A 25,228-nucleotide genomic window follows, 5' to 3' on the forward strand; every position below is an offset into this window, starting at 1 on the left:
CGAGTGCGGTGCTGACGATCGCTCCAATGCGCGTCGTACATCTTCTGCGCGTCGACGAACTCGCAGCTCTTGGGCCCTGATTGCACGCCATGGGGCTGTAACCTGCACAAATGATCAATCCGTCCGGGGTGAGTCTCGGCGCCAAGGCCGCACGCCTGCTGGCCCGGCTCGGACGCGCCGAGATCCGCCCAGGGTTGACGGAGCAGGAGTTGACCGGTATCGAAGCGCGGTTCGGGTTCGCGTTCGCCGACGACCACCGCGCTTTTCTCGCGGCGGGGCTGCCCACGGGAGGGGCATGGCCCGACTGGCGCCACGGCAACGCCGCACAGCTTCGTTCCTGGCTCGACAGACCGGTCGAGGACGTGGTATTCGCGGTGGCGGAGGCGGACTTCTGGCATCCGAGCTGGGGCACGCGCCCTGCCCGGCAGACCGACGCCGTAGCCGGCGCGAGGGCGCACTTGGCGTCAGTGCCGCAGCTGGTTCCGGTCTACTCCCATCGCTACCTGCCCGCGGGCCAGGCGACATTCGCTCACCCGGTGTTGTCGATCCGCGGCGCCGACATCATCCCCTACGGGTACGACCTCATCGACTACGTGCACCAGGAGTTCGGCGGCCCGCAGGGCAGAGCCGACGAGGAGCGGCACGTCGTTGCCGCCACAGCAGCGTTCTGGTCGGATTTCCTGTCCTGGTCGAACCGGGAAGGGTAGGGGGACCACGCACCGCTCGGCACGGATGAGCCATGAGCACCGCGCCGACCGGGTCCGCCCCACGGTTGGGCTCTGCGGGATGGGAAGCCCTCGCAGAAACCTCCGTCAACGCGCCTCAGCCTGAGCTGAAAGACCCAGCTAGTGCTGCGTCACGCAACCTTGATCAGAAGCCGCTCGAGGAAGCCGACGGCTTCGAGCCGGTCGCAGAGCCGGCTCGTCAGCGGCGGGGTGGATCCGAGCACCGCCGCGACATGTTCTTGCCGACGGGCATGGACACGGCTCAGGTGCGCGCGGCCGCGGTCACTCAGTCGCAGGGACACCTCGGAGCGGCTGTGCTGGCTGGCGGTGCGTTCGAGGAAGCCGACGGCCTGTAGGCGGTTGCAGAGGCGGCTGGCCAGCGGCGGGGGTCGTCCCGAGCAGCTCGGCGAGGGCGCTGAGATCGATGCCTTCGTGGCGATCCAGCACCGTCAGGACCCGAACCTGCGACGCCGACAACGGGTCGTGTGGCACCCGGCGGGCGTAGATCCCCAGAACCTCGAACAACTCGGTCAGCTCGCCAGGCTCGACCGCAGCAGCGTCAGCCTGCTGTCGTCAAAGAACCTACCTTCGGTTCACGGGTGGCCGCGCGGCAGTGGCGGCCGGCCAGGCCGGTTGATCGGCAGTCCCGGCGACCAGAATTCGCGGATTTCGTGTCGTCGCTCGGTGATGCCGGAGGGCCGGTGACCTCTGGACCGCGGTGTGCCGGTGGACGGTGGGGGGTGAATCGATCGTTGTCAGGGGCAGGGTGCTCGGGCGCGGTTGCCGCAGGAGAGCCGTGCCCAGATCGTCTTTCCGTCGGAGCCTGGGTTGTCGTGCACGCTCCAGGTGTCGGCGAGCTCGTGGATGAGGGACATGCCGTACCCGGAGGCGTCGTAGTGGCTCGGCCGAGAGGCGGGAGGGAGTGGGTGGGTGGATGAGAGGTCGTCGACTTCGACGACTACCCAGCACGGCGTGGTCAAGGCGGTGATGCGGGCTCGGACCGGTCCGCCGCCGTGGAGGTAGGCGTTGGCGGCCAGTTCGTTGATCACGAGCAGTACGTCGTGGAGGTGCTCGGTGCCGAGGTGGGGCAGGGCCCGGGCGGTCCATCGGCGTATCCGGGCCAGGGCGGAGCGATCAGTGCCGCGCAGGTCGATGACCCAGGGCGCGGCAGCACCGTCGACGTGGTCACCACGCACCGGGCTGGCTCTCCGTGACCTTGCTCATCGATTCTGCGTACCCCACGAGCCACCGCGCAAACGTCTCACCCGCCGAGGCCACCCCCTTCCCCGGTCAGAGCCGGAAGTGGACGCGGATGGTGGTGTCATCGGTGCCGGTGTGCAGGCGGACCAGGTCGGACAGGTGGTTGACCAGCAGCAGGCCGCGGTTGCGGTGGGCCTCCGGTGGGACCGGGTGCCGCCCGGCCAGCGGGTCGGTCAGGGTGCCCCGGTCGTGGACCTGGCACACGAGATGCCCGTCGGCCGTCCAGATCCGCAACCGGCCGGCGCCGCCGCCGTGGTCGATGCTGTTGGTCACCAGTTCGGTGACCACCAGTTCCACGTCGGCGGCCCGGTCCTCGGACAAGCCCGCCCGCTGGGTGTGGGTGCGGACGAGGCTTCGGGCCTGGGCGAGATTGGTGGTGTCGACGGTGAGTTCGGCGGCACCGGCGGGTTCGGGGAGCGGCCGGTTGTAGCCGGCGATGATCGCCTCGGGGTCGTAGCCGGTGCTGGCTCGCTCACCGTCGCTGTCGATCAGCAGCGGATGGGTCGCCTCGGCGTCGGCCAGCACCACCGCGGGCAGGTTCTGGGTGTCGTACGGACAGAGGATCGTGACGTCCCGGCCGGTGAACGCCAGGTTGATCAGGGCTTCGTGCTGGACGCAGGCGGGGTACTCGTGGTCGCTCCGGTTCGGCCAGATCGGTTCGCCGATGATGCGGACGTGCCGGCCGGGGTGGGTGTCGGCGAAGGCGCGCAGCACACCGGGGATGATCCGGCCGGGGTTGCGTCCGGCGACGCTCATGTCCATCAGCAGGACCTGGTCGGCGTCAGCGCCCAGTCCGGCGCGCAGCAGGGCGAGGTTGGCCTCGGGGACCGAGACGGCGACCGGCTCCCCCGCGGCGAGCCCGGACCGGATGAACGGGACGGTCCCGGCCAGGTACTCGTCGGCGTCCCGGTAGAACAGGGCCGGATGCACGAACGGCTCGCGACCGCGTGTCTCGACGGGCGTGCTCATGAGACTTCCAGTTCTTCGATCACGATCTGCGCCGGCGCGGCGGGGTACAGCAGTGTCAACATCCTACGGAGGATTGCCGGCGGGTGGGCGAGCGTGAGCGGCGCCGCGGCGACCAGCATGGCGGCGCCGCGGGCGTCGATGAACGACAACTGGGACAGGTCCAGCCGGGTCGCCGCATCGGTCGCGGTCGCCACCTCCAGCGCGCGCTGCCAGATGTCGCGGGTGCTCAGGTCGACATCGCCGATCACCCGCACCCCACCACCATCCGGCAGCCGGACCACCTGCAACTGGCTGCGATGCGAATCAGTCACCCCGGCAGCCTACGACGGGGCAGCCGGCATCGGCAGTCCAGCAGAATCGCGACATGCCGGCCGTCAAGTGCCATCGGCCCGTCCGGTCTGGCGGCCCGAAGCGGTCACCATTCCCGGTTGGCAGGCTGGCATGGCCTCCGCGGGGGCGGCGAGCTCGTCGCTGTCGGCGGTGTACTCACTCACTCGGCCGGACTGCCAGGTCATCGTGACCGGGGTTATGGCCGGAGCCAGGAATCGTCCTCCATCTCACGCATCGTGCTCGCCTCTCCGACCCGGCCAACATCAGGGTGAGCCTGCCCGGTGCCGGCCGCCGTGGCCGACCCCGATCGCGGCCGTGGTGTCCTGCGGGACCTGGCCGGCGGCGTGGTGGGCGCAAAGGCGGATGCGCAGGCCCCGCACGTCGGGCAGAGACACCGCGAAGCAGGTGACTGGCCGGTATCCGAGGTGGGCGATGGCGGGATCCCAGGTGTCGACCGGGCCGGTGAGGCAGGCGAACCCGGCGACCTCGGTCACCGGTGACCAGTCCTCGGCGCTGCCGCGGCGGCCGGGGCGTGGTGGCGGCGGGCAACCCAGTACCGCGGCGTGGCCATGACCTCGGCGATCCGGTCAATCACGACCGACACGTCCCGCGGAGCCAGCGCGAGGGCCCGGCCAGACCCGCGGGCAGACCGCGGCGGCGACGGCGGGACTGCCGCCGGTGACGGTGAACACCGCGGCCGTGGCGGTCGTCGCCACCTCCACATCCGTGTGCCCGAGTCCCGTGCTGTGCTGTTCACGGCGCCTTTGTTGCCCGCCATCATCCCAATCGCGCAGACCCGTGCCGCCCCGCGCGGCGACCGTCGATGATTCGATCTACCCACGTGAGCACCGCGGTGCCCGGGCCACCCGGTCGCGTGAGTCAGTTTCGGCCGTTCGGGTGCATTGCGTGTGCACCGGTAACCCAGATGGGGGCTGCCGCGACCGTCATAGCAGCACTGGGACGACGCAGCGTCACCCTCGACGTCGCTGCGGCCGGTGTGGAAGGAGAGCGCACGCTGATGAGTGCCGATTCTGCGCGCCGGCTCGGCCTGGCCCCGTGGGCCTACACCGCCGGGCACGCCCGTCCTGCGGACCGGGCCGGGGCGCGGCGGTTGACAGTGCTGCTGCTCGCCGCGACCGCGGTCGTGCCCGTCGACACGATCGTCGGGTCGCTGGCCCCGCCACTCGCCGCGGTGGCCACGGTGGCCGCCGGGCTGGTGCTGGTCGCGATCTGGCGGTGGCGCCACCGTGCCCGCCAACTCGAGCAGATCCTCGCCGATGAACTCGACCACCGCAACGAACCCTGACCACCCGCACCCGCACCCGCGGCGGGGCGCAGCGTCGGCGTGATCGGGCGAGGGCGTGGTCGGCGCACTGTCGAGCGGCGCGTCACCGTACCGGGTCCGGTGTTGTCGGCGATGCGATCAGGTGTAGCCGCACGGACCTCTCGTCCTCGTGGGCGGCCTGGTGGACCGTGGTCAGGCCATGGCCGAGGTCGGTGTCCAGAACGAGTGCGCAACGGTCGGCGGTGAAGCCGTACACCACCGCAGTCCGATACGAGCCGGTCTTGGTGTTGCGGTAGACCGCCACGACACCCTCGATTGCCAGGTCATCCCAGGTCTCGGCTGGCTCGTGGACCTCGACGTGGACGTGGTCGGTGCCCTCCTCGGTCAATGCCGGCTCCTTGTCGCTCGGCAGGGACAGCCACGGTCCCGCCCCCAGCACGATCGCCGCCGGTTCCCAGCGGCCCCCATTCCATCCCGACCATACCGACGAATGGGGCCCGTCACTGCGGATCTCGTCCCTCGTCCCCCGTCGCACCATTAATCCGGGCGATCAATGGCACCTCAGTCGTCGATGAACTGCTCAACCCGCGCCACGCAGCAGGTTCCGACAAACTAGCGGCGCCAGTAAAACATCCCCGATGTCGCTGAGGCCACGGAACGCCCGTGTTGCCGGAGCGTCACTTATTCTCCGACTGGTTTGTCGGGCTGGATCACAAAGGGGGAGGATATTTCCCGAAAGGGGTCCATTCGAGGGAGTTCTCGGGCGGCCACACGGGGCGGGGTCGTTCATCGCGCCGCTAGTGGACGTGCCCGTCCTTCCCTGGGCACCAGCCAAGCCGGCAGAGCGGCGTCCTGCAGTGGGCGGAACCCTTCTGGTTGAGCGACACTGGTGCCGTGCCGCACCATGATCGCCCTGAATCCGCCGCCGGGCCGCCGCCTGACTCGCTGACTGTGGACCGCCGCCGGCTCGACGGCGTCGAGGTGCTGACCGTGGCCGGAGAAGTCGATCTGCTGACCGTCGACGACCTCGCCGCCGCACTCACTCCCCAAGCCGAACATGCCGAGCACCATGGCGCGACAGTGCTCGATTTGACCGCCGTGACCTTCCTGGACTCCGGCGGGATCAACACCATTCTCCGCGCCTCGCGTGACGCGGACAGCGCCGGAACCCGGCTGCTCGTCGTCGCCGACCTGGAGACCGACACCGACACTGTCGGCAGACCACTGCGGCTATCCGGCGCCGACAGCCTGCTCAGCATTGTCCCCACCGTCGCCGCCGCCGCCCTGTCCCGGATCCATCGCCGCTGACCCTGCCGAGCCCAACCGGCCTGGCCAACACGTCGACCTCGGCACCGTCGACACCGGGTTCACCGTGGCTACGCGGCGACGTGCTGTAGCCGCCGGCCCGTACCATGGTCTCGGCCGGCTGTGACCAGCTACCACCGAACGACGTTGATCAATACGCCGTCGCTGCGCTGCGCGCCGCGCGCTCGCCCATTCCGCCGACTCCCGCAGCGTCATCCGCAGGACCAGCACGACGACCGACGCGGCCAGTAGGTGGGCGAACATGATCCCGTCGCCCAGCACGCCCCACGAGCCCACCGCGGAGCTGAGCGCGACGACGGCCACGATCCCGGCGAGCCACAGCATGTTGGAGAAGATGACCAGCTTGCCCTTACGAACAGACCAAGAAAGCGTTCCAGGTCTCGTTGGACAACCTCGGCTTGGACTACCTCGATCTGTACCTGATCCATCCGCCCTTCGGCGCCTATTACGCCGCCTGATGGGCCATGGAAGACCTGCTCGACGAGGGCCGTATCCGCGCGATCGGGGTGTCGAACTTCTTCGAGGACCGCTATTTCGACCTCGTCACCCACCACCGGGGTCACCCCGGCGGTGAACCAGCGGGAGACGCACCCCGTTCAACCAGGAGATCCGCACGCAGGAACTCCTTTCCGAGCACGGCACCGCTGCAGGCCTGGCGCCTCTGGGCCAGGGCAACGCCGACATCCTCAGCGATCCGTTGCTGGCCGAGATCGCTGCCGCCCATGGCAAGAGCGTGCCGCAGGTGATCCTGCGCTGGCTGGTCCAGCGACGATCAAATGACCCGGATCGCGGCCTTGGACCGGAATCAGGCAGGCGGCGACCTGTCGGGCCAGGGCTTCAGCCGCTCCTTCGCCCGTTCAGCCTGAGCCCGCACCCGTTGTCGATTCGGTGGCCGCCCAGCTGGCCAGCAGCTGCAGCCGCTCCGCCGACGGCGTGTCCGGCGGAGCGGCGTAGGCGGTGAGGGTCAGTCCGGCGTCGGCGGACAGCTCCATCGCTTCGAAGTCCAGCGTGAGCTCGCCGACGACCGGGTGGCGGAACTCCTTGGTCCCGGTCCGGTGTAGCCGGACGTCGTGCGCGGCCAAGCGGGTGCGGAAGTCCTCACTGCGGGTGGACAGCTCGCCGACGAGGTCGGTCAGGTCCCGGTTGTGCGGGTCCCGGCCTGCCTCGGTGCGCAGGATGGCCACCGAGGTGTGGCAGGTCTTGTCGTAGTCGGGGAAGTAGTCGCGGGCGGCGGGGTCGAGGAAGCCGAAGCGGGCCAGGTTCGGCAGCGCGGCCTCGCTGGTGCGGGTCGGGCTGTCGAACACCGGCGAATACAGCGCCCGCCCGAGCGGGTTGGTGGCCAGGATGTCCAACCGTCCATTGCGGACGAACGCGGCCGTCGTGGCCATGCTGTCGAGGATCCGCTGCACCACCGGCCGGACCCGCTGCGGAGACCGCCGGCGTTGCCCGGCAGCCGTGCGCGGCCGCCCGGCGGCGTTGGCGGCCCGGGCGAGGTCGAACAGGTACACCCGCTCGGCCTCGTCCAGCTGCAGCGCCCCGGCAATCGCGTCGAGGACGCTATCGGAGACGCCGGCGAGATTGCCCTTCTCGACGCGCGTGTAGTAGTCGGCGGACACTCCGGCGAGCATCGCGACCTCTTCGCGGCGCAAGCCCGGCACCCGCCGGTTGCCACCGTAGTGCTGCAGCCCGGCCTGCTCGGGCGTGATCTTGGCCCGGCGGGTGACGAGGAAGTCGCGGACCTCGGTGCTCTTGGCGTTCACGCCCTCCACGATACGACGGGCCCGGCACGCGAAGGGGGTTCTGCCGGAACCCGGAACGACGCGACCTCCCGCACCCGCGTGAGCCGGTGTTCCCTCGGGGGTGACGGCACAGGAACGAGATCAGGGAGAGGACATCATGACCGACACCCGTCCGGAACCGTCCGGCGCGGAGAAGGTGTTCGGCGACTTCGCGCCCGCGCTGGTGCACTTCACCGACGACGTGCTCTTCGGCGAGGTCTGGAAGCGCACCGAGCTGACGCCGAAGGAACGCAGCCTCGTCACGGTCGCCGCGCTGGCGGCCAACGGCAACACCGAACAGCTGGTCTTCCACCTCGGCCTGGCCAAGGAGAACGGCAACACCGAGGCCGAGCTGATCGAGGCGATCACCCACCTGGCCTTCTACGCCGGCTGGCCCCAGGCCATGGCCGCCATGGCCGTCGCCAAGCAAGTCTTCCGCAACTGACCCCAGGGAGAACACCGTGGACTTCATCCCCCTCGGCGAAACCGTCAAGACCCCGGCCGAGCGCTTCACCGGCGACGTCTACCTCACCATGATCAAGACACCCGAGCCGCCGTCGCGCCTGGTCGCCTCCGTCGTCCGGTTCACCCCTGGTGCCCGCACGAACTGGCACTCCCACGCCGTCGGGCAGACCCTGCACGTCACCGAGGGCGCCGGTCTGGTCGTCAACCGCGACGGCCAGGTCATCCGCATGCGCGCCGGCGACACCGTCTGGACCCCGCCCGGCGAAGAACACTGGCACGGCAGCACCAACACCACCTGCATGAGCCACCTCGCCATGCTCGAAGGCCCCGAAGAAGGCGGCGACGGCACCACCTGGCTCGAACCCGTCACCGACGAGCAATACCACGCCGCCCACCACGACTGACGAGCCACGGCCTGCTTCGGAAAGACCCCTCGGTTGCCCACGTCACGGATCGCATCGAGCGTCGCGAGCGCGCCCGCAGGCGTGCCGCGCGGCCAAGTAGCCGAAACCACCCCGGCCCCGATCCGGCATCCGGCGCCGGGGTACTCGGAGGCGGTCATCGAGGCCGTGTCGTTGCCACAGGCGTAGCGCCCCCGGACCGGCTCGTCGCGGACGTCCAGGACTTCCGGCGGAGCCTCTCACGCAGCAACGCACCCTGGGCCGGCAAGGCCTGACCGCCTCCGAGATCAGCTACGCACCCGCCCCAGTGTCCGCTACCCGTACAGCGAGTGTCGACCAGCAAGCTGTCGCGCCCGGGGGCTCACGAACTGAAGGTTCTATCAAATGATACAAACAACTGATAGAGTCTGCCCTGTGCCCTCCCAGGTTGCCCACGCAGCGGGCTCGGGAAGTCCTGCGACCGACACTGAGAAGCGGCTCATCGCTGCTGCGGAGCGCTTGTTCGCCGAACAGGGTGTCGGGGCGGTCTCGCTGCGCACCGTGATGCAGGCGGCCGGAACGAACGTGGCGTCGGTCCACTACCACTTCGGGTCGAAGGAGGGCCTGCTCGAGGCCGTACTGCGTAGTCGGCTTGACCAGGTGGCCGTTGAGCGCGACGCGGTGTTGCTGGAGCTTCCCGAGGGGGAGTTCGTCGCGCACGAGCTGGCTCGCGCGTTCGTGCAGCCGGTCGTCGCCGTGCTCGCCTCCGGTGGCGGGCATTGGATCCGCTTGGTCGGGCACCTGCTGGCCACCGGTGACGCGGGACTGGACACGATCTCCGCATCGTTCTTCCAGCGCAACGCCGCCTTCGTCGAGCACTTGGGGCGGCTGTGCCCGGGCGTCGCGACCAGAACACTCAACTTCCGCTTGACCCAGGCGATGAACCTGACCCTGAACGTCCTGGGCGACATCGAGCGGGCTCGGCGCCTGTTGGGTGAGGACTCGGCCACCTGGGGCGACGAGGAGGTCGTCGCCGACCTCATCGACGTCGTGGCCTCCGTTCTCGCCGGGCCGTCCACCCGGGCCAGTTAGCAGAGGAGACTCTTCGTGACACGCTTTTCCTTGCCCGACGAGGCACCCAACGGGTTGGACTCGCCGGTCACCGCCAAAGTCATCAAGTACGCGGCCAAGGCGCAGGTGGCGATCTTCCGGCTGACCAACGGCCGGGTCGGCAGCACGTGGCGGATCGGGGCCGCGTTTCGCAAACCGGTCCCGACGTTGCTGCTGGAACACCGTGGCCGCAAGTCCGGTCGGCTGTTCACCACTCCGCTGCTGTATCTGCGCTCCGGCAAGGACCTGGTCATCGTCGCCTCCCAGGGCGGCCTGCCGAAGCACCCGCAGTGGTACTTCAACCTGGTCGCGCATCCCGAGACGCGGGTCCATCTCAAGGGGCGTCGTGGCGTTCCCGTTCTCGCGCGGGTCGCCTCGGCGGAGGAGCGCGAAGATCTCTGGCCGCGTCTGGTTGACCTGTACGCCGACTTCGCGAAGTACCAGGCCTGGACCGAGCGCGAAATCCCGGTCGTGGTGCTCACTCCGCGCTGACCGGAAGCGTTGATACCGGTGGGGTACCACCGTGATACCGGAGCTGTCATTGCTCCTGCCCGGCGAGCGGTGGTGAACTCGAGCTCACACGGCAGCGGTCGTGCTTGCGCACCAACACTTTCCGAGGAGCAGCATGAAGATCGGTATCGGCCTTCCCAACCTGGTGCGCGATGTCCGGCCCGAAGTACTCCCGGAGTGGGCGCGCCGCGCCGAGGCGGCCGGATTCTCCTCGCTGGGCGCGGGCAGCCGGATCGCCTTCCCTGGCGTCATGGACACCGTGACGCTCGCCGCGGCCGCCGGTGCGACCAGCACTATCGGTCTGGTCAGCAACGTCCTGGTGACGCCGGTCTGGCCACCGGTGCTGCTGGCCAAGGAAATCGCCGGCATCCAGGGCGTCTCGGGCGGGCGGCTCACCCTCGGGCTCGGCGTCGGCGGACGGCCGGAAGACTTCGTGGTCGAGGGCGCGGGGCCACGCGGGCTGGGCAAGCGAATGGACCACGCCCTCGAGGTCTTCCGCGATTTCTGGGCGGGCACGCCCGTCCCGGGCAGCGAGTCCGCCGGTGTGCCCGGTGGCCGGGTCGAAATCCCGATGCTGTTCGGCGGGACGGCGCCGGCCGCGCTGAACCGGATGGCCAAGTGGGGCAAGGGATACATCGCCGGCACGGTGCCACCGCCGTTGGCCGCCTCCTGGTTCGACGGCGCCCGCCAGGCATGGAAGGACGCCGGGAGGGAGGGCGATCCGTACCTCGTCGGTACCGCCTACTTCGCGTTGGGTGACTTCGAGAAGGGGCGGGGCAACGTCTACGACTACTACAGCAGCCTGGGGCCCGAGGTTGCCGGACTCACCTCGGGTGCCGTGGCCGGCGATACCAGCGCTGTGCGCGATGTCGTCAAGCAGTACGAAGACCTGGGCATCGACGAGCTGTTCTTCAACGCGGCCACTGACGACCCCGACGAGGTGGAACGGCTGGCCGAAGCCGTCCGGTAGCAGACTTCCGGCCAGTGCCGAGACGACCGGCCCGGCTAGTTGCTCGGCCCAGGCCGCGGTGTTGTCTGTCACCGTGGTCAGGGCAGTCGGTGGAGGTGGAGATCGCCGTCCCGCGCCGGCAGCGACCGGCTGCGAGCCGGACGGTCCTACACCACAATGCGGCTCGACACTGCGCTCGAGGTGAGTGGTCCCTGACCCAGGCCTGCGGGAGCGGCCCTGACGGAAGCGCTGGAGCGCTGGTCATCAGGCCGCTCACCTGCTGATCAGGTCAGGTTCTTGCTGAAGAATTCGTCCAATTTGTCGAACGGGATGAGGTCGGTCTTGTCGTAGAGGTCGACGTGACCGGCACCGGGGACGACGTGGAGTTCCTTTGGTTCGGCCGCGGCCTCGTAAGCGTCTTCGCCGAAGTAGCGGGAGTGGGCGTGCTCGCCCACGACGATGAGGATCGGCCGCGGCGAGATCCATTCCAGGTTGGCCAGCAGCGGGAAGTTCATGAACGACAAGTTGCTCGTCATCGTGAACTGGGTGGTGGAGTTGTGGTGGTAGCCGCGTGGAGTGGAGTAGAACTCGCCGAACTCGCGGCCGACGGGGTCGGTGTTCTCGTCGAACCCGATCGGCGCCGGGCGCGGTGTCACCAACGTGGGTACGCCGCTTTCGAAGTCCGCGTACCGTTGTTCGGCGAGGCTGTCGAGGATGCCGTTGCGCTCTTCGTCGGTGAGCGCGTCGCGGAAGCCCTTGCTGAACAGGCGGTGGTGGTCGTACATGACGACCGTGGCGACCGCCTTGATGCGGTGGTCGACCTTGGCGGCGCTGAGGCTGAACGCCCCGCTGCCGCACAGGCCGAGCGCGCCGATGCGGTCCCGGTCCACGAAGGACCGAGTGCCCAGGTAGTCCACGCCGGCGTGGAAGTCCTCGACGAAGATGTCGGGAGACGACACGTGGCGCGGGTCGCCGCCGCTGTAGCCGTTGTACGACGGGTCGAAGGTGAGCGCGGTGAAGCCGCGCTTGGCCAGGTTCTGGGCGTAGATTCCCGGGCCCTGCTCCTTCACGCCGCCGTACGGAGCGCCGATGACGATCGCGGGATGCCGCTGGGATTCGTCGAATTCCTTCGGGCGGTACAGGTCCGCGGAGATGGTCATTCCGTACCTGTTCGGGTACGAAACCGGTGTGCGCGTGACGTTCTCGTCCAGCTCGAAGATGTAATTGTCCATTGTGGCTCTTTCCCGTTGTTTCCTGGGTGCGTTCTGGGTGTTCTCCGAAATGTCGCCGGTGCCCGCGCGGCCCGCGGGACCTGTCGGCACCGACGTCTCGCGGCCGATTCAACCGGCTGCACGCGTTCACTGGGAGGGGCCGACAGCACCCCCCGGTTCGCGTGATCACTCAAGTCGGCTATGCCGGGCTGTCCAGGTACGGAAAAGAAGGTGCGGGCCGCCGGGGGTGCAGGGAGCCGGTGCGGGCGTGCCATCCGGCGGGGGTGCGTCCGCCGAAGAGACCGACGAACCCGGTGTCGTCGACGGTGTCCAGTCGAATCGGGACCTACCGCTCCCGTTCAGGGCGTGCGGGCCATGGCGCGGTAGAGGTCCGCGGAGTCCGGTGCGTCGGGTAACGGCGGGAGGGGAGCGTCGGGCGTGGCGAAGGCGCGGAGCATTTGCCCGACGAGCCGGCGCCAGGTGCCGGGAGCGGCGTCGGCGGTGGCGGCGATGACGCCGGCGTTGGCCATGAGCAGGACGACGAGGTCTTCGGAGGCGAAGTCGGCCCGGAGGTGACCGGTGTCCTTGGCGCGGCTGATGAGTTTGAGGAAGCCCCGGTAGGACTCGGCCCGCCGGGCTTCGATGGCGGTCGCGCCGGGGAAGCTCGCGGTGAGCACGCCGGCGAAGCCGCGGTCGGCGGCTTGCATCGAGCAGATGGTCTCGACGTAGTGGGTGAAGCCGTGCCAGGGGTCGGGGTCGGCGAGTGCCGCGGCCGTGGCCGCGGCGTAGGCCTCCATGCGGTCGGTGAAGACGGCGTTGACGAGCTCGTCGCGGGTGGCGAAGCGGCGGGAGAGGGTGGCCTTGCCGACGCCGGCTTCGCGGGCGACCGACGCCATCGACACGTCGAGTCCCTCGGTGGCGTAGAGGCGGCGGGCGGCCTCCATGATGCGCTCGCGGTTGCGTTCGGCGTCCGCGCGCAGGGCGGGTTCGGACTGCTGACCTGGTGCTTCGGCGGATGTCATGTCCGCCACCCTATCAAGTGGACCACCCTTCCCACTTTTCTGCTACGGTGATGACAGGAAACGGGAAGGCCGTTCCACTTACTTCGAAGGTGATCACCATGCGTGCTGCAACACTGGATTCCGTCCCCGCCGGCCCGTCCGTGAGCGAGGTGGCGAAGCCGCGCCCGGAAGCGGGGGAGCTGCTGGTTCGGGTGGCCGCGTCCTCGGTCAACGGCTTCGACACCGCCACCGCCGCGGGCTACCTGCAGGGTGTGCTGGAGCACCGGTTCCCGCTGGTGCCGGGCAAGGACTTCGCCGGGACGGTCGAAGCCCTGGGCGAAGGCGTCGAGGGCTTCGCGGTGGGGGACGCGGTCTTCGGCGTGGTGATGAAGCCCTTCCTGGGGACGGGGTCGCTGGCCGACTACGTCACCGTGTCCGCGGCCTACGGCGTGGCCCCCATCCCGCCCGCGCTGAGCTTGCGCGAAGCCGGCGCGCTGGGCCTGGCGGGCACCGCGGCGCTGGACGCCCTGAACGCGGTGGGCCTGGGCAAGGGGGAGACGGTCCTGATCTCCGGCGCCACCGGCGGCGTCGGCACGTTGGCGGTGCAGCTCGCGGTCGCGCGCGGCGCCCGGGTCATCGCCACCGCCCGCTCCGGCGCGGAGACCGACTTCGTCACCGGCCTCACTCCGGTCGCCGGGATCCAGGTCGTCGATTTCACCGGCGATCTCCCCACCCAGGTGCAGGCGTTCGCGCCGGACGGCCTGGACGCGGTGCTGCACCTGGCCGGCGACGGCGACCAGCTGGCGCGCCTGCTGCGTCCGGGCGGCCGCTTCGCCTCCACTCTCGGTGTCACGCCCGAGGGCGTCACCGCCGTATCGGTGATGGCCGATCCGAACCCCCGGACCCTGGCTCGGCTCGCCGCCGAGGCCGCGTCGGGCGCGCTGCGTATCCCGGTCACCGCCACCTACCCCTTGGACCGGGTCGGTGAGGCGTTCGCCGCGTTCGGCGCGGGGACGCTCGGCAAGGTCGCCATCACCCACGCCTGAACCGATTTCCCTCTCCTCCGGAAAGGAACACACCATGCTCCCGACGACGCTTCCTTCATGGGCTCACATCGCCCCGGGCATGATCAATCCCCGGGCGGTGCGGCTGGTGGAGGCGTTCAAAGACGCCCTGGCCCGCATGCGTGACGAGCACGGCCTCACCTTCGACGACGTGCACACGGTCACCACGCTGCTGACGGAGCTGCACGACGCCACCGGCGTGCCGCTGTCGCTGTGCGCCATGCCGCTGTTCAGCGAGGTATTCCAGGGCGGTGGCAACGGCTACACGATCTCCGAAGACGTGGACAGCCCGACCTACGTCCCCGATGCGCCGCTGATCGACAACCCGGGCCGGCTCCCGATGCGCGCCGACGAACCCGGCGTCCCGCTGATCGCCTCCGGCCGCGTCCTCGACGGCCACGGCAACCCGCTGGCCGGCGCGGAAATGGTGATCTACCACGCGTCCAACGACGGCGTCTACTCCGGCATCTGGGACGACGGCCAGCCCCAGTACAACCTGCGCGGCCGCCAGCTCACCGACGCCGAAGGCCGCTACGCCTTCACCACCATCACCCCGGTGCCGTATTCCAACACGCCGAGCCAGGCCGCCAAGGCCGTGACGGCGGCGGCCACGGCACTGGGCCGCAGCATCTACCGGCCGGCCCACATCCACTACGAAATCCACCACCCCGACCTGATCAAGCCCTACCGAGGAGAGGTCTACTTCGCCGGCGACCCCATCATCCCCATCGACTTCGTCGGCCCCAAGATCGCCGCACCATCCCTGCAGGCCGAGACGACCCTGCACGAAGACCCCGAGGACATCACCGCCCACGGCTTCGCCGGTCCCTACAACACGGCGGTCTACGACTTCGTCCTCAAAACCCACACCAGCCCCGAAGCCGCCGTCGTCGGTCCGCGGCGGACGGAATGACCGACGAGGACGCGATCGCCTGGCGCCTGGCCCGGCTGAACACCGCGTTCGTCCACCACTACGACCGGCGCGAACACGACGAGGTCCTGGCGCGGTTCACCCCGGACGCGGTCTACGAGGTCCACGGTCAGGTTCTGCACGGTCACGCGGAGATCAAGGCGGTGCTCGACGCCCGCCCCGGACCCGAGCTGACCGTGCGCCATCTCGTCACCAACCTGCATTTCCACACCATCAGTGACAACGACGCCCACGGCGCCTCGTGCCTGACCGCGTTCGTCGGCCCGGCTCCCGCCGGTGCGGGCCCGGCCCGCTATCCGGCGGCGAACGCGGGCCACCTCACCCAGCTGACCGATCGCTACGCCCTGCACGAAGGCCGCTGGAAGATCGCGGGCCGTATCGCGGAGAAACTCCTCGTCCCGGCCACGACCGTCGCCTGAATTCCATTTCCCCCTCATGAAGTAATGATCGAAAGGATTGCTGTGTCCAGCATCGCCATTGTCGGAGCCGGCCCCGGTATGGGCCTGGCCATCGCTCGCACGTTCGGCTCGCAGGGCTTCGACGTCGCGCTGATTTCCCGCAACCGCGCCAAGCTCGACGAATTGACCGGCAAGCTCAAGGCCGAGGACATCACCGCAGCCGCGTTCCCGGCCGACGTGCTCGACCGCGACGCGCTCACCCAGGCGATCGAGGACGCCGCCACGCACTTCGGCGGCATCGACGTCCTGGAGTACTCACCGGTCGGCGGGTTCGGCTCCACCACGTTGACCGTCCCGACCGAAACCGAGCCGTCCCACGTGCAGCACGAAATCGAATTCCAGCTCTACGGCGCCATCGCCGCCACCCGGGCCGTGCTGCCCGCGATGCGGGAGGCCGGGCGGGGACCTTGCTGTACACCACCGGCGCCGGGTCGATCGACCCCGTGCCACAGGTCGGCAACGTCAACGCCGCCGCCGCGGCACTGCGCAACTGGGTGCTCAACCTCCACAAGGAACTCGACGGCACCGGCGTCCAGGCCGCCCACGTCGGCATCGACGTGGCGATCGGCAGTTCCGACGCGGTCATCCCCGGCTTCCCCACCGCCCCGCCCGAGCAGATCTCGCCGGTCTACTGGGAGCTGCACACCACCGATCGGGACAAAGCCGAACGCGTCTTCAGCGTCTGAGCCTCCTGGGGCGCGCCGCGGCTTCCCGGCCGCGGCGCGTCCTTTGTGGTCTGTCGGCGAGCGGACACCGATCGATACCGGAAGGGCCCACCGGCGATGCGGAAGCAGTCATTGTTCCGGCCGGGGAGCGGTGGTGGACTCGAAGGCATGGGTCAACTCGAAAACAAGGTCGCGGTCATCACCGGCGGCAGCTCAGGAATCGGACTCGCCACGGCGCAGCGATTCGTCGAAGAGGGCGCGGTCGTCTACGTGACCGGCCGCAAGGAACAGGAACTGACCGCCGCCGCGGCGAAGGTGGGCGCGATCCCCGTGCAAGGTGACGCATCGAATCCCGCGGACCTGGACCGGCTGTACGACACCGTGCGCACCGACGGCCGCCGGATCGACGTGCTCGTGGCGAACGCCGGGACCGCCGAGGTCGCGGCGCTCGAAGACGTCACCGACGAGCACTTCGACCTGCACTTCGACACCAACGTCCGAAGCACGCTGAAGACCGTCAAGAAGGCTCTTCCCCTGCTCACCGACGGCGCGTCGATCGTGCTGGTCAGCTCGGTGTCGGGGAGCACCGGGACGCCGGGCATGAGTGTCTACAACGCGTCGAAGGCCGCGGTCCGCTCGTTCGCCCGGACGTGGGCGAACGAGCTCAAGGGACGCACGATCCGGGTCAACGCGCTGGCGCCGGGAACGACGGACACGCCTTCGGTCGGGTTCTGGCTCGACGAGGAAAGCAGGCGCGAATGGATGGTGGAGCACTCGTCGAACAATCCGCTGCGCCGGTGGGGAAAGCCGGAGGAACAGGCCAACGCGATCCTGTTCCTCGCCTCGGACCAGAGCACCTACATCACCGGCTTCGAGCTCGTGGTCGACGGTGGCATCACCCAGCTAGGCCCCTGGGGCTGAAAGCACCATGCGCCCGGCCGCCACGCTCTTGGCGGTGTGCACGAACTCGTCCCGTGTCGCCGCCGGGATGTCCGGTCGCCAGGTCAGCATCAGCCAGGTCGGCGGCGCGTCGGCAACGGGAACGGCCACGACGGCGGAGCCGATCCGGTCGGTCGCGCTCGCCGCGGCGATCACGATCAGTTCGCCCATGGCGACCTGGTCGATGATCTCGTCGAGCGTGGCGTCCGGCCACTGCGGCCGGAAAAGGGGTTCCTGGGCGACATCGCCGGCCGAAACCGCGGGCTTCGCCGCGAGCGGATGATCCCGGGGGAGCAACGCGACAGTTTCTTCTTCGACGAGTTCGGTGAATTCCAGTCCGCCCAGCTCGTCGTAGCCGCACGTGACCGCGACGTCCGCGGAGCCGGCGCGGACGACGTCGAGGTGGTCCCGGGTGAACACCACCTCGACGTCGGCCGCGCCGGGCCGGCGCCGGTAGGCCCGCACCACGTCGGCCAGCAGCCCGGCGCCGTGCCCGGCGGAGTGGCCACCACCAGGCGGTGGGGGCGCCCGCTGCGCTGGGCGCGCACCACCGCGGCGTCCACCGCGGCCAGCGCTTTCCGGCTCTCGATCAGGAAAACCGCTCCGGCCGCCGTGAGGGCGACCCGGCGGCTCGTGCGCTCGAACAGCTGGACACCGAGCCGGCGTTCCAGTCTGCCGATCGCCCTGGACAGCGGCGGCTGGGCGATTCCGAGCCGTTCCGCGGCCCGGCCGAAATGCAGTTCCTCGGCGACCGCGACGAAGTATTCGAGCTCACGCGTCTCCACCCGTTCCATATCCACAGAGTAACAGTCCGTTATCGGAAAAGAGGAGTAACAGCTGTGACGTACCCAGGAAAGGTTTCTTTCGGTTTCTGCGTGAACAACGCGATCGGGAATGTGCCGGATCTGCTGCGTGCGGTCCGGCAGGCCGACCGTGACGGGCTCGACCTGGTCTCGGTGATGGACCACCCCTACACCGGTGACCAGTTGGACGCCTACGCGTTTCTCGGGTTCGTCCTGGGCGCGACCGAGCGGCTCACCGGCTTCGCCAACGTCACCAACCTGCCGACCCGGCCCGCCCCCATGCTGGCCCGCACGGTGACGTCGTTGTCGGCACTGTCCGGTGGCCGTGTGGTGCTCGGCCTCGGGGTGGGCCTGCAGTGGGACCGGATCGCCGACATGGGCGTTCCCCGGCTGTCGCCCGGGGAGGCCGTCGCCGCCTTCGAGGAAGCGATCGTCCTGGTCAAGCAGCTGGCCGGGGGCGGCCCGCCGGTCACCTACGAAGGCACGCACTACCGGGTGAACCGGATCGACCCCGCACCCGTGGCCGCGCCGGAAGTCTGGACCGGTTCGAGCGGCCCGAAGTCGCTGGCCGCGACCGGCCGGGTCGCGGACGGCTGGCTGCCGCCCTATTTCGCGGACTGGCTCAGCGAGCGGTACCGCACGTCCCGGCCGGTCATCGACGAGGCCGCGACGGCCGCCGGCCGCGATCCCGGCGAGGTCCGCACGATCTACAACTTCGCCGGGCGGATCGCCGAGCGGCCCCTGAACGCAACCCGCGACGAGGACGGCCGCTGGGTCGGCGGGTCGGCGGCGCAGTGGGTCGAGGAGCTGACCGGGGCCGTGCTGGAGCACGGCGCGGCCGGCTTCAACTTCGCCGAGCCCCACGGATTCGCCGAGGACCTGACCGTGCTCGGCCGGTGGGCCAACGAGATCGTCCCCGCCGTGCGCGAGGCCGTCGCCAAGGAGCAGGCAGGCGACTGACCGGCGGGTTTCCTCTGAGGGTGCTACCCTCGGGAGAAAATGGGAAGGGCGTTCCATTTAGGTGGAACGTCCATCCGTCCGGCGTCACCGCTTCGGGTGGGGGGTGCTGACGGCCCCTCCCAACGCGCACATGCGCCGGGTTTGATGAATCGAGGAAGACCCGAGACCCAAGGAGGAGAATTCGTGCGTGGAGTGGTGATGCACAGCACCGGCGACGTCCGCGTGGAGGAGCGCGAGGATCCGAAGATCATCGAGCCGACGGACGCGATCATCCGGTTGACGGCGACCTGCATCTGCGGGTCGGACCTGTGGCCCTACCGGGGCATCGAACCGGCCGACCACCTGCTGATGGGGCACGAGTACGTCGGCGTCGTCGAAGAGGTCGGTACCGAGGTCAAGACCGTCCAGCCGGGTGACTTCGTCGTCGGGTCGTTTGTCATCTCCGACAACACGTGCGAGATCTGCCGGGCCGGCTACCAGTCCAAGTGCGTACACGCCGAGTTCGTGCACGGCGGCATCGGCACCCAGGCCGAGCTGGCCCGCATCCCCCAAGCGGACGGCACCCTCGTCGTCACCCCCGGACAGCCGGATCCCGAGCTGATCCCGTCACTGCTGGCCGCCTCCGACGTGCTGGGCACCGGCTGGTTCGGCGCGGTCGCCGCCGAGGCGGGCCCCGGCAAGACCGTCGCGGTCGTGGGCGACGGGGCGGTCGGCCTGATGGCGGTGCTGGCCGCCAAGCAGCTCGGTGCCGAGCGGATCATCGCGATGTCCCGCCACGCCGACCGGCAGAAGCTCGCGCTGGAGTACGGGGCCACCGACATCGTCACCGAACGTGGTGACGAGGGCGTGGCGAAGATCAAGGAACTCACGAACGGGCTCGGTGCCCACAGCGTGGTCGAAGCCGTGGGTACCCAGGAGTCCACCATGCAGGCGATCGGAGCCACCCGCGGGGGCGGTCACCTGGGCTTCGTCGGCGTGAACTACGACGTCAAGATCCCCGGCATCGACCTGTTCTTCGCCGGCATCCACCTGCACGGCGGACCCGCTCCGGTGCGCCGGTTCCTGCCTGAGCTGATCCAGCTCATCTGGGACCGCAAGATCGACCCCGGCAAGGTCTTCGACCTCACCCTGCCGCTGGACCAGGCCGCCAAAGGCTACAAGGCGATGGACGAGCGCCGCGCCGTCAAGGTCATGCTGACCTTCTGACACCACTCACAGCGGACACGGACGGCGGAGGGCATGAGCAAGAAGGACAAGGTGCGGGAGTTCCTGATTTCCCGCCGCGCGCACGTCACCCCAGAACAGGCGGGGTTGCCCGCGGGCGGTGGCGAACGGCGGGTACCCGGCCTGCGCCGCGAAGAGGTCGCCACCCTCGCCGGTGTCAGCGTCGACTACTACACGCAACTCGAGCGCGGCGACCTCGGCGGTGCCTCGGAAAGCGTGCTCAACGCCATCGCGCGAGCGCTGCACCTCAACGACGTGGAACGCGAATACCTGTTCGACCTGGCCCGCACCACGGCATCGAAAGCGTCGCAGGGCCGGAGACCGGTCAAGACGTCGGTGCGGGCCTCGGTGCAGCGAGTCCTCGACAACATCGCCCTGCCCGCCATCGTGATCAACGCGCGGCACGACCTCATTGCCGCCAACCTCATGGGCCGGGCCATGTTCGCCCCGCACTTCGAAGCCGAGAAGCCGAACCTGGCCCGGTTCATCTTCCTGGACCCCCGCGCCCCGGACTTCTACGTCGACTGGCCGCTGGCCCGCAGCATGACCGCCGCGATGCTCCGGCTCGCGGCCGGCCGTGACCCGCTCGACCACGACCTCACCGCACTCATCGGCGAGCTCTCCACACTCAGCCCGCAGTTCCGCACGGACTGGGCCGAGCAGGACGTGCACGAGCACCGCACCGGGCAGAAGGTCTACCGCCACCCCGAAGTCGGCGAGCTCGACGTCACCTTCGACGTGTTCGAACTCCCCGGCGAGCCCGGCCTGTCCGTCGTCACCTACAGCGCCGAGAAGGACTCCGCCTCCGCCGACAGGTTCGCGATCCTCGCCACGTGGGCGGCCACCCGAAGCTCCGAAAGCCCGGATCGTCCCCGTGCAGCCCGAGGTGGGGACCGGCGGGGTCAGACCGCTGCAGACGACAGCTGACTCGCTTACGGGCAGCGCTCTCGTTCAGCCGAGGGATATCCCGGTGCGTGCTTCGAGACCGGCGATGAGCTCGGCCTGAAACGTCGCGTCTTGAGCAGCGGGGTGGGGGCGCTGAGTGTGCCGGTGGTACCAGTAACCGCCGGTGCGGGGCTCGATGTCCTGGCCGGTGGCGAGCCACACCTGGGTTTCGTGCCCGGCGCGAAGGTCGTCGGTCGCGCCGGGGCCGCCCATCCGGGTCGGTACCCAGCCCGGGTCGACGGCGTGCGAGGCGGTTTCCGGGCACCGGCTCGCGATGGCGGCGGCGAGAGCCGTGACGTACAGCTTGCTGTCCTCATAGGAGACGCGACCCGTGGTGAGGCCTTGAAGATTCGCCGATCCCGACCGGCGCATGGAACTGCTGAGGTAGACGAGCCGGTGCGGTGTGCGCAGGCGAGCGGTCAGGATGTACGGCGCCAGCGTGTTAACGGCGAGGACGTCCGGGCCGGTGAGGACACCGGCGTTGTGGATGACCGCGTCGAACCGGCCGTACTCGTCGGCCTGCCCGGCGAGGGCGACGACCTCCTGGTGTTCGGCGAGGTTCCCGTAAATCGCGCCGCGGACCTGATCGAGCAGGCCCGCTCCGGCGAGTCGGGACGGGTTCCGGGCGTGCGCGACCACGTCGTGCCCATCCGCGGCCAGCGCCTGTGCGGTCGCCAGGCCGAGCCCGGTCGCCGCGCCGGTGACGAGAACCAACGCCACGCTGGTGTCCTCCATTCCGTTCGTCGGACCTGACAGTAACCTGTCAGAGCAGGGATTCCGCGGTGATCGGCAGGCTCCTGATCCGCTTTCCGGTGGCGTGGAAGACGGCGTTGGCGATGGCCGGCGCGACGCCGACGTGCACGACCTCCCCGATGCCCTTGACGCCGAGGGGGTCGGCCTGGGGATCGGAGCCGTCGAGGTAGATCGCGCGCAGCTCGGGGACGTCCGCGTTGACGGGAACGAGGTAGTCGGCGAGGTTGGCGTTGACGATCCGGCCGTCTCGCGGGTCGGTGACCGTGTGCTCCAGCAGCGCCGAGCCGATCCCGCCGACCATTCCGCCGAGGGCTTGGCTGTCGGCGAGCTTGGGGCTGACGATCCGCCCGGCGTCGTAGACGCCGAGCATGCGCCGCAAGCGGACCAGGCCGAGCTGGGCGTCGACCGCGACCTCGGCGAACACGGCGCCGTAGGCGTAGAACGACGAGCGATCCTGCCCGGGCGGGGCGAACCCGCCGATGGCCTCCAGGTGCGGTCGTCCATTGCGTGACAGCAGCTGCCGGAAGCTCTCGCCGCGAGCCGGGTCGTTCTTGAGCGCCATGCGCCCGTTGCGGACGATGACGTCGGCGGGGTCGGCTCCGTGCAGTGGGGACCGGAGGTCGTTGACGGCGAGGGTGACGGCTTGGTGCCGGACCTTGTCGCAGGCGTTCAGGACGGCGGATCCGACGCTGGCCATCGTTTGCGAGCCGCCGTGGGGTGGCGTGGGTGGCATGAGGGAGTCGCCGAGCTCGAACCGGACGGTGTCCATGGCCAGGCCGAGGGCGTCGGCGGCGACCTGGGTCATCGAGGTGTAGGTGCCGGGGCCCATGTCGCTGGTCGCGGACTGGACCAGGGCCGCGCCGTTCGCCTCGAGCCGGGCGTAGGCCTGGGCCGCGCCGCGTGCGGTGTCATAGACGGAGGTGGCCATCCCGGTGCCGATCAGCCAGTCGCCGTCGCGGGTCGAGCGTGGTGCCGGATTGCGGTGCTGCCAGCCGAATTCCCGGGCGCCGACGGTGTAGCACTCACGCAGCCGCCGCGTGGAGAACGGCAAGCCGGTGGACTCGTCTTTCGCCGGCTCGTTGCGTTGACGCAGTTCGATGGGGTCCATCTTCAGCGCGTGCGCGAGCTCGTCGACCGCCGATTCGATCGCGAACGACGCGCTCGCGTACCCGGGGCCACGCATCCAGATCGGCGTGTTGACGTCGAGCGGCACCGAGCTGTAGGCCTGCCGGACGTGCGGCATGCTGTAGAGCATCTGCCCGGGAGCCATCGCGGCCTCGACGAATTTCTCGTACGACGACGTCTCGGCCGTGATGTCGTGGATCATCGCGCTCAACCGGCCGCGCCGATCCGCGCCGATCCTCAGGCGGTAGCCGTAGCAGGGCCGGAAGCCGGTGCCGAAGTACAGCTGGCGCCGGGCCAGCACGAGCTTGACCGGCCGTCCGGTGTGGCGTGCCGCGACCGCGGCGATGGTGACGTGCGGCCAGGCCCGCAGGCCGCTGCCGAAGGCGCCCCCGACGAAGGGGGAAATGACGCGCACGTGGTTGTCCGGAATGCCGAACACCGCGGCGAGTTCCCGCTGGGTGCCGCCGACCCACTGGGTCTTGTCCCAGACGGTGAGGCGGTCGCCGTCCCAGCGTGCGATGGTCGCGTGCGGTTCCATCGGGTTGTGGTGGTTGCGCGCGGCGTCGTAGGTGACGTCCAGTTTGACCGCGGCACCGGCGAACGCGGTGTCGGCGTCGCCGCGCGCGTAGGTGGTGGGTTCGCCGGCCGGGGCCGAGCGCAGGTCGGTGGCCGGCTGGCGGGCGTTGTAGTGCACTTCGACCAGCCGGGCGGCGTGCTGCGCCGCCTCGAGGGTGTCGGCGACCACGACCGCGACGGCCTGGCCGAAGAACCGGATGCGGTCGTCCTGGAAGACGCGCAGCCGGGTGCCCTCGGGATTGTTCGCGTTCGGGCTCTCGCGGTAGGCGAGCTTGGGGGCGTTGAGGTGGCTGATCACCGCCCGGACGCCGGGGTGGGCGAGCGCGGCGCGGTCGTCGATCGCGGTGATGCGTCCCGCGCCGACGCTGCCGTCGACCACGACGGCGTGCAGCGCGCCGTCGATTTCGTGTTCGGCGGCGTAGGTGGCGTGCCCGGTCACCTTGAGCCGGCCGTCCACCCTGGACACCGGAGTGCCGACGGCTCGCTGGGGCTGCGCGGTCACTGGCCTCCTCCTACGACGCGAAGCTGACGTTCGACGGTCCGTTTGAGCAATTCGACCTTGAACGCGTTGTGGTCCAGCGGGCGTGCGCCGTCCGCGGCGCGGGCGGCGGCGTCCGTCCACAGCTGCGCGGACGGCGCCTTCCCGGTGAGGTGCTGCTCGACGGCGGCCAGTTTCCACGGCACAGTGCCCACGCCGCCGGCCGCGACCTTGGCGGCCCGGACCACCCCGCCCTGGATGTGCAGGGCGACCGCGGCCGAGGTCAGGGCGAATTCGTAGGACTGCCGGTCGCGGACCTTGAGGTAGCCCGAACGCACCGGACGCGGAAGCGCGGGAACCTCGATGGCGGTGATCAGTTCTCCGGGCCGGATGGCGTGCTCCCGCTCGGGCGTCGTGCCCGGGGTGAGCAGGAAGTCACGGAACGCCACAGTGCGCTCGCCGTCCGGGCCGAGGAGCCGGACGGTGGCTTCGAGGGCTGCGAACGCCACGGCGACGTCGGAGGGGTGGGTGGCCATGCAGTGGCTGGACGTGCCGAGGATCGCATGGCTGCGGTTGATGCCGTGCAGCGCCGCGCATCCGGAGCCGGGTGCGCGCTTGTTGCACGCGGCGGTGACATCCCGGAAGTAGGTGCACCGGGTGCGCTGCATGATGTTGCCGCCGATGGTGGCCATGTTGCGCAGCTGCGCCGAGGCGCTGAGCTCCAGTGCCTCGGAGATCACCGGGTACGTGCCGCGGACCCGGGGGTCGGCGGCGGCCTCGGCCATGGTGACCAGCGCGCCGATGCGCAGGCCGCCGCCCGGCGTGACCCTGATGCCGCGCAAGGGGAGCGCGGCGATGTCGACCAGCCCGGCCGGGCGTTCCACGGTTTCGCGCATGAGGTCGACCAGCGTGGTCCCGCCGGCGATGTACCGGCCGCCGCGCTGCCCCGCGGCCACGGCCGCACGGGTGTCGGCGACCTTGGTGTAGGTGAAGGGCTGCACGTCAGGT

Annotated in this window: 29 protein-coding genes and 2 pseudogenes; 18 read left to right on the forward strand and 13 right to left on the reverse strand. The window is 69.8% G+C overall.

Annotated features, from left to right (window positions below; all coding sequences use genetic code 11):
- Positions 1–110: 110 nt before the first annotated feature.
- Together I4Q55_RS47285 and I4Q55_RS47290 are read left to right on the forward strand one after the other, a co-directional pair.
- Positions 111–707: a hypothetical protein gene (locus I4Q55_RS47285; RefSeq protein WP_206797476.1), complete on the forward strand. Its 597-nt coding sequence runs from the start codon at positions 111–113 to the stop codon at positions 705–707.
- A 32-nt stretch (positions 708–739) separates the two neighbouring features.
- The gene (locus tag I4Q55_RS47290) at positions 740–1,081 is read left to right on the forward strand and encodes a hypothetical protein (RefSeq protein ID WP_206797478.1); all 342 of its coding nucleotides are present in this window, start codon (positions 740–742) and stop codon (positions 1,079–1,081) included.
- 399 nt (positions 1,082–1,480) lie between these two features.
- On the opposite strand, the gene I4Q55_RS47295 is transcribed toward I4Q55_RS47290, so the two are convergent.
- From I4Q55_RS47295 to I4Q55_RS47310, 4 genes are all read right to left on the reverse strand, one after another.
- Entirely contained in the window at positions 1,481–1,921 is a 441-nt protein-coding gene (locus I4Q55_RS47295; RefSeq protein WP_206797479.1) for an ATP-binding protein, read from the reverse strand.
- A 94-nt stretch (positions 1,922–2,015) separates the two neighbouring features.
- Complete coding sequence (locus tag I4Q55_RS47300; protein ID WP_206797480.1) at positions 2,016–2,954, reverse strand: sensor histidine kinase; 939 nt, start codon at positions 2,952–2,954, stop codon at positions 2,016–2,018.
- The gene (locus I4Q55_RS47305) at positions 2,951–3,265 is read right to left on the reverse strand and encodes an STAS domain-containing protein (protein WP_307793494.1); all 315 of its coding nucleotides are present in this window, start codon (positions 3,263–3,265) and stop codon (positions 2,951–2,953) included. Before I4Q55_RS47305 ends, I4Q55_RS47300 begins: the two co-directional genes overlap by 4 nt.
- Before the next feature lie 282 nt (positions 3,266–3,547).
- The gene (locus tag I4Q55_RS47310) at positions 3,548–3,778 is read right to left on the reverse strand and encodes a hypothetical protein (protein WP_206797481.1); all 231 of its coding nucleotides are present in this window, start codon (positions 3,776–3,778) and stop codon (positions 3,548–3,550) included.
- A gap of 524 nt (positions 3,779–4,302) precedes the next feature.
- On the opposite strand from I4Q55_RS47310, the gene I4Q55_RS47315 reads away from it, so the two are divergent.
- Positions 4,303–4,590 carry a hypothetical protein gene (locus I4Q55_RS47315; RefSeq protein ID WP_206797482.1) on the forward strand — a complete coding sequence of 96 codons (288 nt, stop codon included), beginning with the start codon at positions 4,303–4,305 and terminating at the stop codon, positions 4,588–4,590.
- An 82-nt stretch (positions 4,591–4,672) separates the two neighbouring features.
- On the opposite strand, the gene I4Q55_RS47320 is transcribed toward I4Q55_RS47315, so the two are convergent.
- Positions 4,673–4,957, reverse strand: coding sequence for a hypothetical protein (locus I4Q55_RS47320; protein ID WP_206797483.1), 285 nt, complete (start codon positions 4,955–4,957; stop codon positions 4,673–4,675).
- A gap of 506 nt (positions 4,958–5,463) precedes the next feature.
- On the opposite strand from I4Q55_RS47320, the gene I4Q55_RS47325 reads away from it, so the two are divergent.
- The gene (locus I4Q55_RS47325; RefSeq protein ID WP_206797484.1) at positions 5,464–5,877 is read left to right on the forward strand and encodes an STAS domain-containing protein; all 414 of its coding nucleotides are present in this window, start codon (positions 5,464–5,466) and stop codon (positions 5,875–5,877) included.
- An 875-nt stretch (positions 5,878–6,752) separates the two neighbouring features.
- Here the strand turns inward: I4Q55_RS47325 and I4Q55_RS47330 are convergent.
- A complete protein-coding gene (locus I4Q55_RS47330; protein WP_206797485.1) occupies positions 6,753–7,655 on the reverse strand; it encodes a helix-turn-helix domain-containing protein in 903 nt (300 codons plus the stop codon).
- 133 nt (positions 7,656–7,788) lie between these two features.
- Between I4Q55_RS47330 and I4Q55_RS47335 the strand changes: the two genes are divergently transcribed.
- The 5 genes from I4Q55_RS47335 to I4Q55_RS47355 all read left to right on the forward strand — a co-directional run bounded on the left by I4Q55_RS47335 (position 7,789) and on the right by I4Q55_RS47355 (position 11,108).
- Positions 7,789–8,118: a carboxymuconolactone decarboxylase family protein gene (locus I4Q55_RS47335; RefSeq protein ID WP_206797533.1), complete on the forward strand. Its 330-nt coding sequence runs from the start codon at positions 7,789–7,791 to the stop codon at positions 8,116–8,118.
- Positions 8,119–8,134: 16 nt separating this feature from the next.
- Positions 8,135–8,542, forward strand: a complete 408-nt coding sequence (locus I4Q55_RS47340) for a cupin domain-containing protein (RefSeq protein ID WP_206797487.1) — start codon at positions 8,135–8,137, stop codon at positions 8,540–8,542.
- 411 nt (positions 8,543–8,953) lie between these two features.
- Positions 8,954–9,610 (forward strand): TetR/AcrR family transcriptional regulator, encoded by a 657-nt coding sequence (locus I4Q55_RS47345; RefSeq protein ID WP_307793495.1) that lies wholly within the window; start codon positions 8,954–8,956, stop codon positions 9,608–9,610.
- A gap of 15 nt (positions 9,611–9,625) precedes the next feature.
- Entirely contained in the window at positions 9,626–10,120 is a 495-nt protein-coding gene (locus I4Q55_RS47350) for a nitroreductase family deazaflavin-dependent oxidoreductase (protein WP_206797491.1), read from the forward strand.
- Between the two features lie 133 nt (positions 10,121–10,253).
- Complete coding sequence (locus I4Q55_RS47355; protein ID WP_206797493.1) at positions 10,254–11,108, forward strand: LLM class flavin-dependent oxidoreductase; 855 nt, start codon at positions 10,254–10,256, stop codon at positions 11,106–11,108.
- A 263-nt stretch (positions 11,109–11,371) separates the two neighbouring features.
- Here I4Q55_RS47355 and I4Q55_RS47360 read toward each other — a convergent pair whose 3' ends face one another.
- A complete protein-coding gene (locus tag I4Q55_RS47360) occupies positions 11,372–12,319 on the reverse strand; it encodes an alpha/beta hydrolase (RefSeq protein ID WP_206797495.1) in 948 nt (315 codons plus the stop codon).
- 338 nt (positions 12,320–12,657) lie between these two features.
- Positions 12,658–13,320: a TetR/AcrR family transcriptional regulator gene (locus I4Q55_RS47365; RefSeq protein ID WP_206797496.1), complete on the reverse strand. Its 663-nt coding sequence runs from the start codon at positions 13,318–13,320 to the stop codon at positions 12,658–12,660.
- A gap of 98 nt (positions 13,321–13,418) precedes the next feature.
- Here I4Q55_RS47365 and I4Q55_RS47370 point away from each other — a divergent pair, with 98 nt between their 5' ends.
- The 6 genes and pseudogenes from I4Q55_RS47370 to I4Q55_RS47390 all read left to right on the forward strand — a co-directional run bounded on the left by I4Q55_RS47370 (position 13,419) and on the right by I4Q55_RS47390 (position 17,338).
- Positions 13,419–14,345, forward strand: coding sequence for an NADP-dependent oxidoreductase (locus I4Q55_RS47370; protein WP_242548010.1), 927 nt, complete (start codon positions 13,419–13,421; stop codon positions 14,343–14,345).
- 79 nt (positions 14,346–14,424) lie between these two features.
- Positions 14,425–15,276: a hypothetical protein gene (locus I4Q55_RS47375; protein ID WP_206797498.1), complete on the forward strand. Its 852-nt coding sequence runs from the start codon at positions 14,425–14,427 to the stop codon at positions 15,274–15,276.
- Complete coding sequence (locus I4Q55_RS47380) at positions 15,273–15,713, forward strand: nuclear transport factor 2 family protein (protein WP_206797499.1); 441 nt, start codon at positions 15,273–15,275, stop codon at positions 15,711–15,713. Before I4Q55_RS47375 ends, I4Q55_RS47380 begins: the two co-directional genes overlap by 4 nt.
- A gap of 24 nt (positions 15,714–15,737) precedes the next feature.
- Positions 15,738–16,145 (forward strand): annotated as a pseudogene (locus I4Q55_RS51185) (SDR family NAD(P)-dependent oxidoreductase); the annotation flags it as partial.
- A 14-nt stretch (positions 16,146–16,159) separates the two neighbouring features.
- Positions 16,160–16,438 (forward strand): hypothetical protein, encoded by a 279-nt coding sequence (locus tag I4Q55_RS49950; protein ID WP_242548011.1) that lies wholly within the window; start codon positions 16,160–16,162, stop codon positions 16,436–16,438.
- A 147-nt stretch (positions 16,439–16,585) separates the two neighbouring features.
- Positions 16,586–17,338: an SDR family NAD(P)-dependent oxidoreductase gene (locus I4Q55_RS47390; protein ID WP_206797501.1), complete on the forward strand. Its 753-nt coding sequence runs from the start codon at positions 16,586–16,588 to the stop codon at positions 17,336–17,338.
- Here the strand turns inward: I4Q55_RS47390 and I4Q55_RS49955 are convergent.
- Together I4Q55_RS49955 and I4Q55_RS49960 are read right to left on the reverse strand one after the other, a co-directional pair.
- The gene (locus I4Q55_RS49955; RefSeq protein WP_307793496.1) at positions 17,321–17,824 is read right to left on the reverse strand and encodes a LysR family transcriptional regulator substrate-binding protein; all 504 of its coding nucleotides are present in this window, start codon (positions 17,822–17,824) and stop codon (positions 17,321–17,323) included. The genes I4Q55_RS47390 and I4Q55_RS49955 overlap by 18 nt on opposite strands.
- 194 nt (positions 17,825–18,018) lie before the next feature.
- Positions 18,019–18,150: pseudogene (locus I4Q55_RS49960) on the reverse strand (LysR family transcriptional regulator); the annotation flags it as partial.
- Positions 18,151–18,231: 81 nt separating this feature from the next.
- Between I4Q55_RS49960 and I4Q55_RS47405 the strand changes: the two are divergent.
- The 3 genes from I4Q55_RS47405 (at position 18,232) to I4Q55_RS47415 (ending at position 21,270) form a co-directional block, all read left to right on the forward strand.
- On the forward strand, positions 18,232–19,119 hold the full coding sequence (locus I4Q55_RS47405) for an LLM class flavin-dependent oxidoreductase (RefSeq protein WP_307793497.1): 888 nt from the start codon (positions 18,232–18,234) through the stop codon (positions 19,117–19,119).
- A gap of 183 nt (positions 19,120–19,302) precedes the next feature.
- Positions 19,303–20,325, forward strand: coding sequence for a zinc-dependent alcohol dehydrogenase family protein (locus tag I4Q55_RS47410; protein WP_206797506.1), 1,023 nt, complete (start codon positions 19,303–19,305; stop codon positions 20,323–20,325).
- Positions 20,326–20,358: 33 nt separating this feature from the next.
- Complete coding sequence (locus tag I4Q55_RS47415) at positions 20,359–21,270, forward strand: helix-turn-helix domain-containing protein (RefSeq protein ID WP_206797508.1); 912 nt, start codon at positions 20,359–20,361, stop codon at positions 21,268–21,270.
- Between the two features lie 24 nt (positions 21,271–21,294).
- Here I4Q55_RS47415 and I4Q55_RS47420 read toward each other — a convergent pair whose 3' ends face one another.
- From I4Q55_RS47420 to I4Q55_RS47430, 3 genes are read right to left on the reverse strand one after another with little or no spacing between them, the layout of a single operon-like run.
- Positions 21,295–22,008: an SDR family NAD(P)-dependent oxidoreductase gene (locus tag I4Q55_RS47420; protein ID WP_206797510.1), complete on the reverse strand. Its 714-nt coding sequence runs from the start codon at positions 22,006–22,008 to the stop codon at positions 21,295–21,297.
- 43 nt (positions 22,009–22,051) lie between these two features.
- The gene (locus tag I4Q55_RS47425; protein ID WP_206797512.1) at positions 22,052–24,244 is read right to left on the reverse strand and encodes a xanthine dehydrogenase family protein molybdopterin-binding subunit; all 2,193 of its coding nucleotides are present in this window, start codon (positions 24,242–24,244) and stop codon (positions 22,052–22,054) included.
- Positions 24,241–25,221 (reverse strand): xanthine dehydrogenase family protein subunit M, encoded by a 981-nt coding sequence (locus I4Q55_RS47430; protein ID WP_206797514.1) that lies wholly within the window; start codon positions 25,219–25,221, stop codon positions 24,241–24,243. Before I4Q55_RS47430 ends, I4Q55_RS47425 begins: the two co-directional genes overlap by 4 nt.
- Between the last annotated feature and the right edge of the window lie 7 nt (positions 25,222–25,228).

This window comes from Amycolatopsis sp. MtRt-6, assembly GCF_017308975.1.
Lineage (GTDB): Bacteria > Actinomycetota > Actinomycetes > Mycobacteriales > Pseudonocardiaceae > Amycolatopsis.

Excerpts from the sequence above, each read along its gene's own strand:
- I4Q55_RS47355 (WP_206797493.1), top strand. The coding sequence starts at position 10,254 with ATGAAGATCGGTATCGGCCTTCCCAACCTGGTGCGCGATGTCCGGCCC.
- I4Q55_RS47375 (WP_206797498.1), top strand. The coding sequence starts at position 14,425 with ATGATCAATCCCCGGGCGGTGCGGCTGGTGGAGGCGTTCAAAGACGCC.
- I4Q55_RS47380 (WP_206797499.1), top strand. The coding sequence starts at position 15,273 with ATGACCGACGAGGACGCGATCGCCTGGCGCCTGGCCCGGCTGAACACC.
- I4Q55_RS47370 (WP_242548010.1), top strand. The coding sequence starts at position 13,419 with ATGCGTGCTGCAACACTGGATTCCGTCCCCGCCGGCCCGTCCGTGAGC.
- I4Q55_RS47300 (WP_206797480.1), bottom strand. The coding sequence starts at position 2,954 with ATGAGCACGCCCGTCGAGACACGCGGTCGCGAGCCGTTCGTGCATCCG.
- I4Q55_RS47290 (WP_206797478.1), top strand. The coding sequence starts at position 740 with ATGAGCACCGCGCCGACCGGGTCCGCCCCACGGTTGGGCTCTGCGGGA.
- I4Q55_RS47315 (WP_206797482.1), top strand. The coding sequence starts at position 4,303 with ATGAGTGCCGATTCTGCGCGCCGGCTCGGCCTGGCCCCGTGGGCCTAC.
- I4Q55_RS47390 (WP_206797501.1), top strand. The coding sequence starts at position 16,586 with ATGGGTCAACTCGAAAACAAGGTCGCGGTCATCACCGGCGGCAGCTCA.
- I4Q55_RS47415 (WP_206797508.1), top strand. The coding sequence starts at position 20,359 with ATGAGCAAGAAGGACAAGGTGCGGGAGTTCCTGATTTCCCGCCGCGCG.
- I4Q55_RS47365 (WP_206797496.1), bottom strand. The coding sequence starts at position 13,320 with ATGACATCCGCCGAAGCACCAGGTCAGCAGTCCGAACCCGCCCTGCGC.
- I4Q55_RS47285 (WP_206797476.1), top strand. The coding sequence starts at position 111 with ATGATCAATCCGTCCGGGGTGAGTCTCGGCGCCAAGGCCGCACGCCTG.
- I4Q55_RS47360 (WP_206797495.1), bottom strand. The coding sequence starts at position 12,319 with ATGGACAATTACATCTTCGAGCTGGACGAGAACGTCACGCGCACACCG.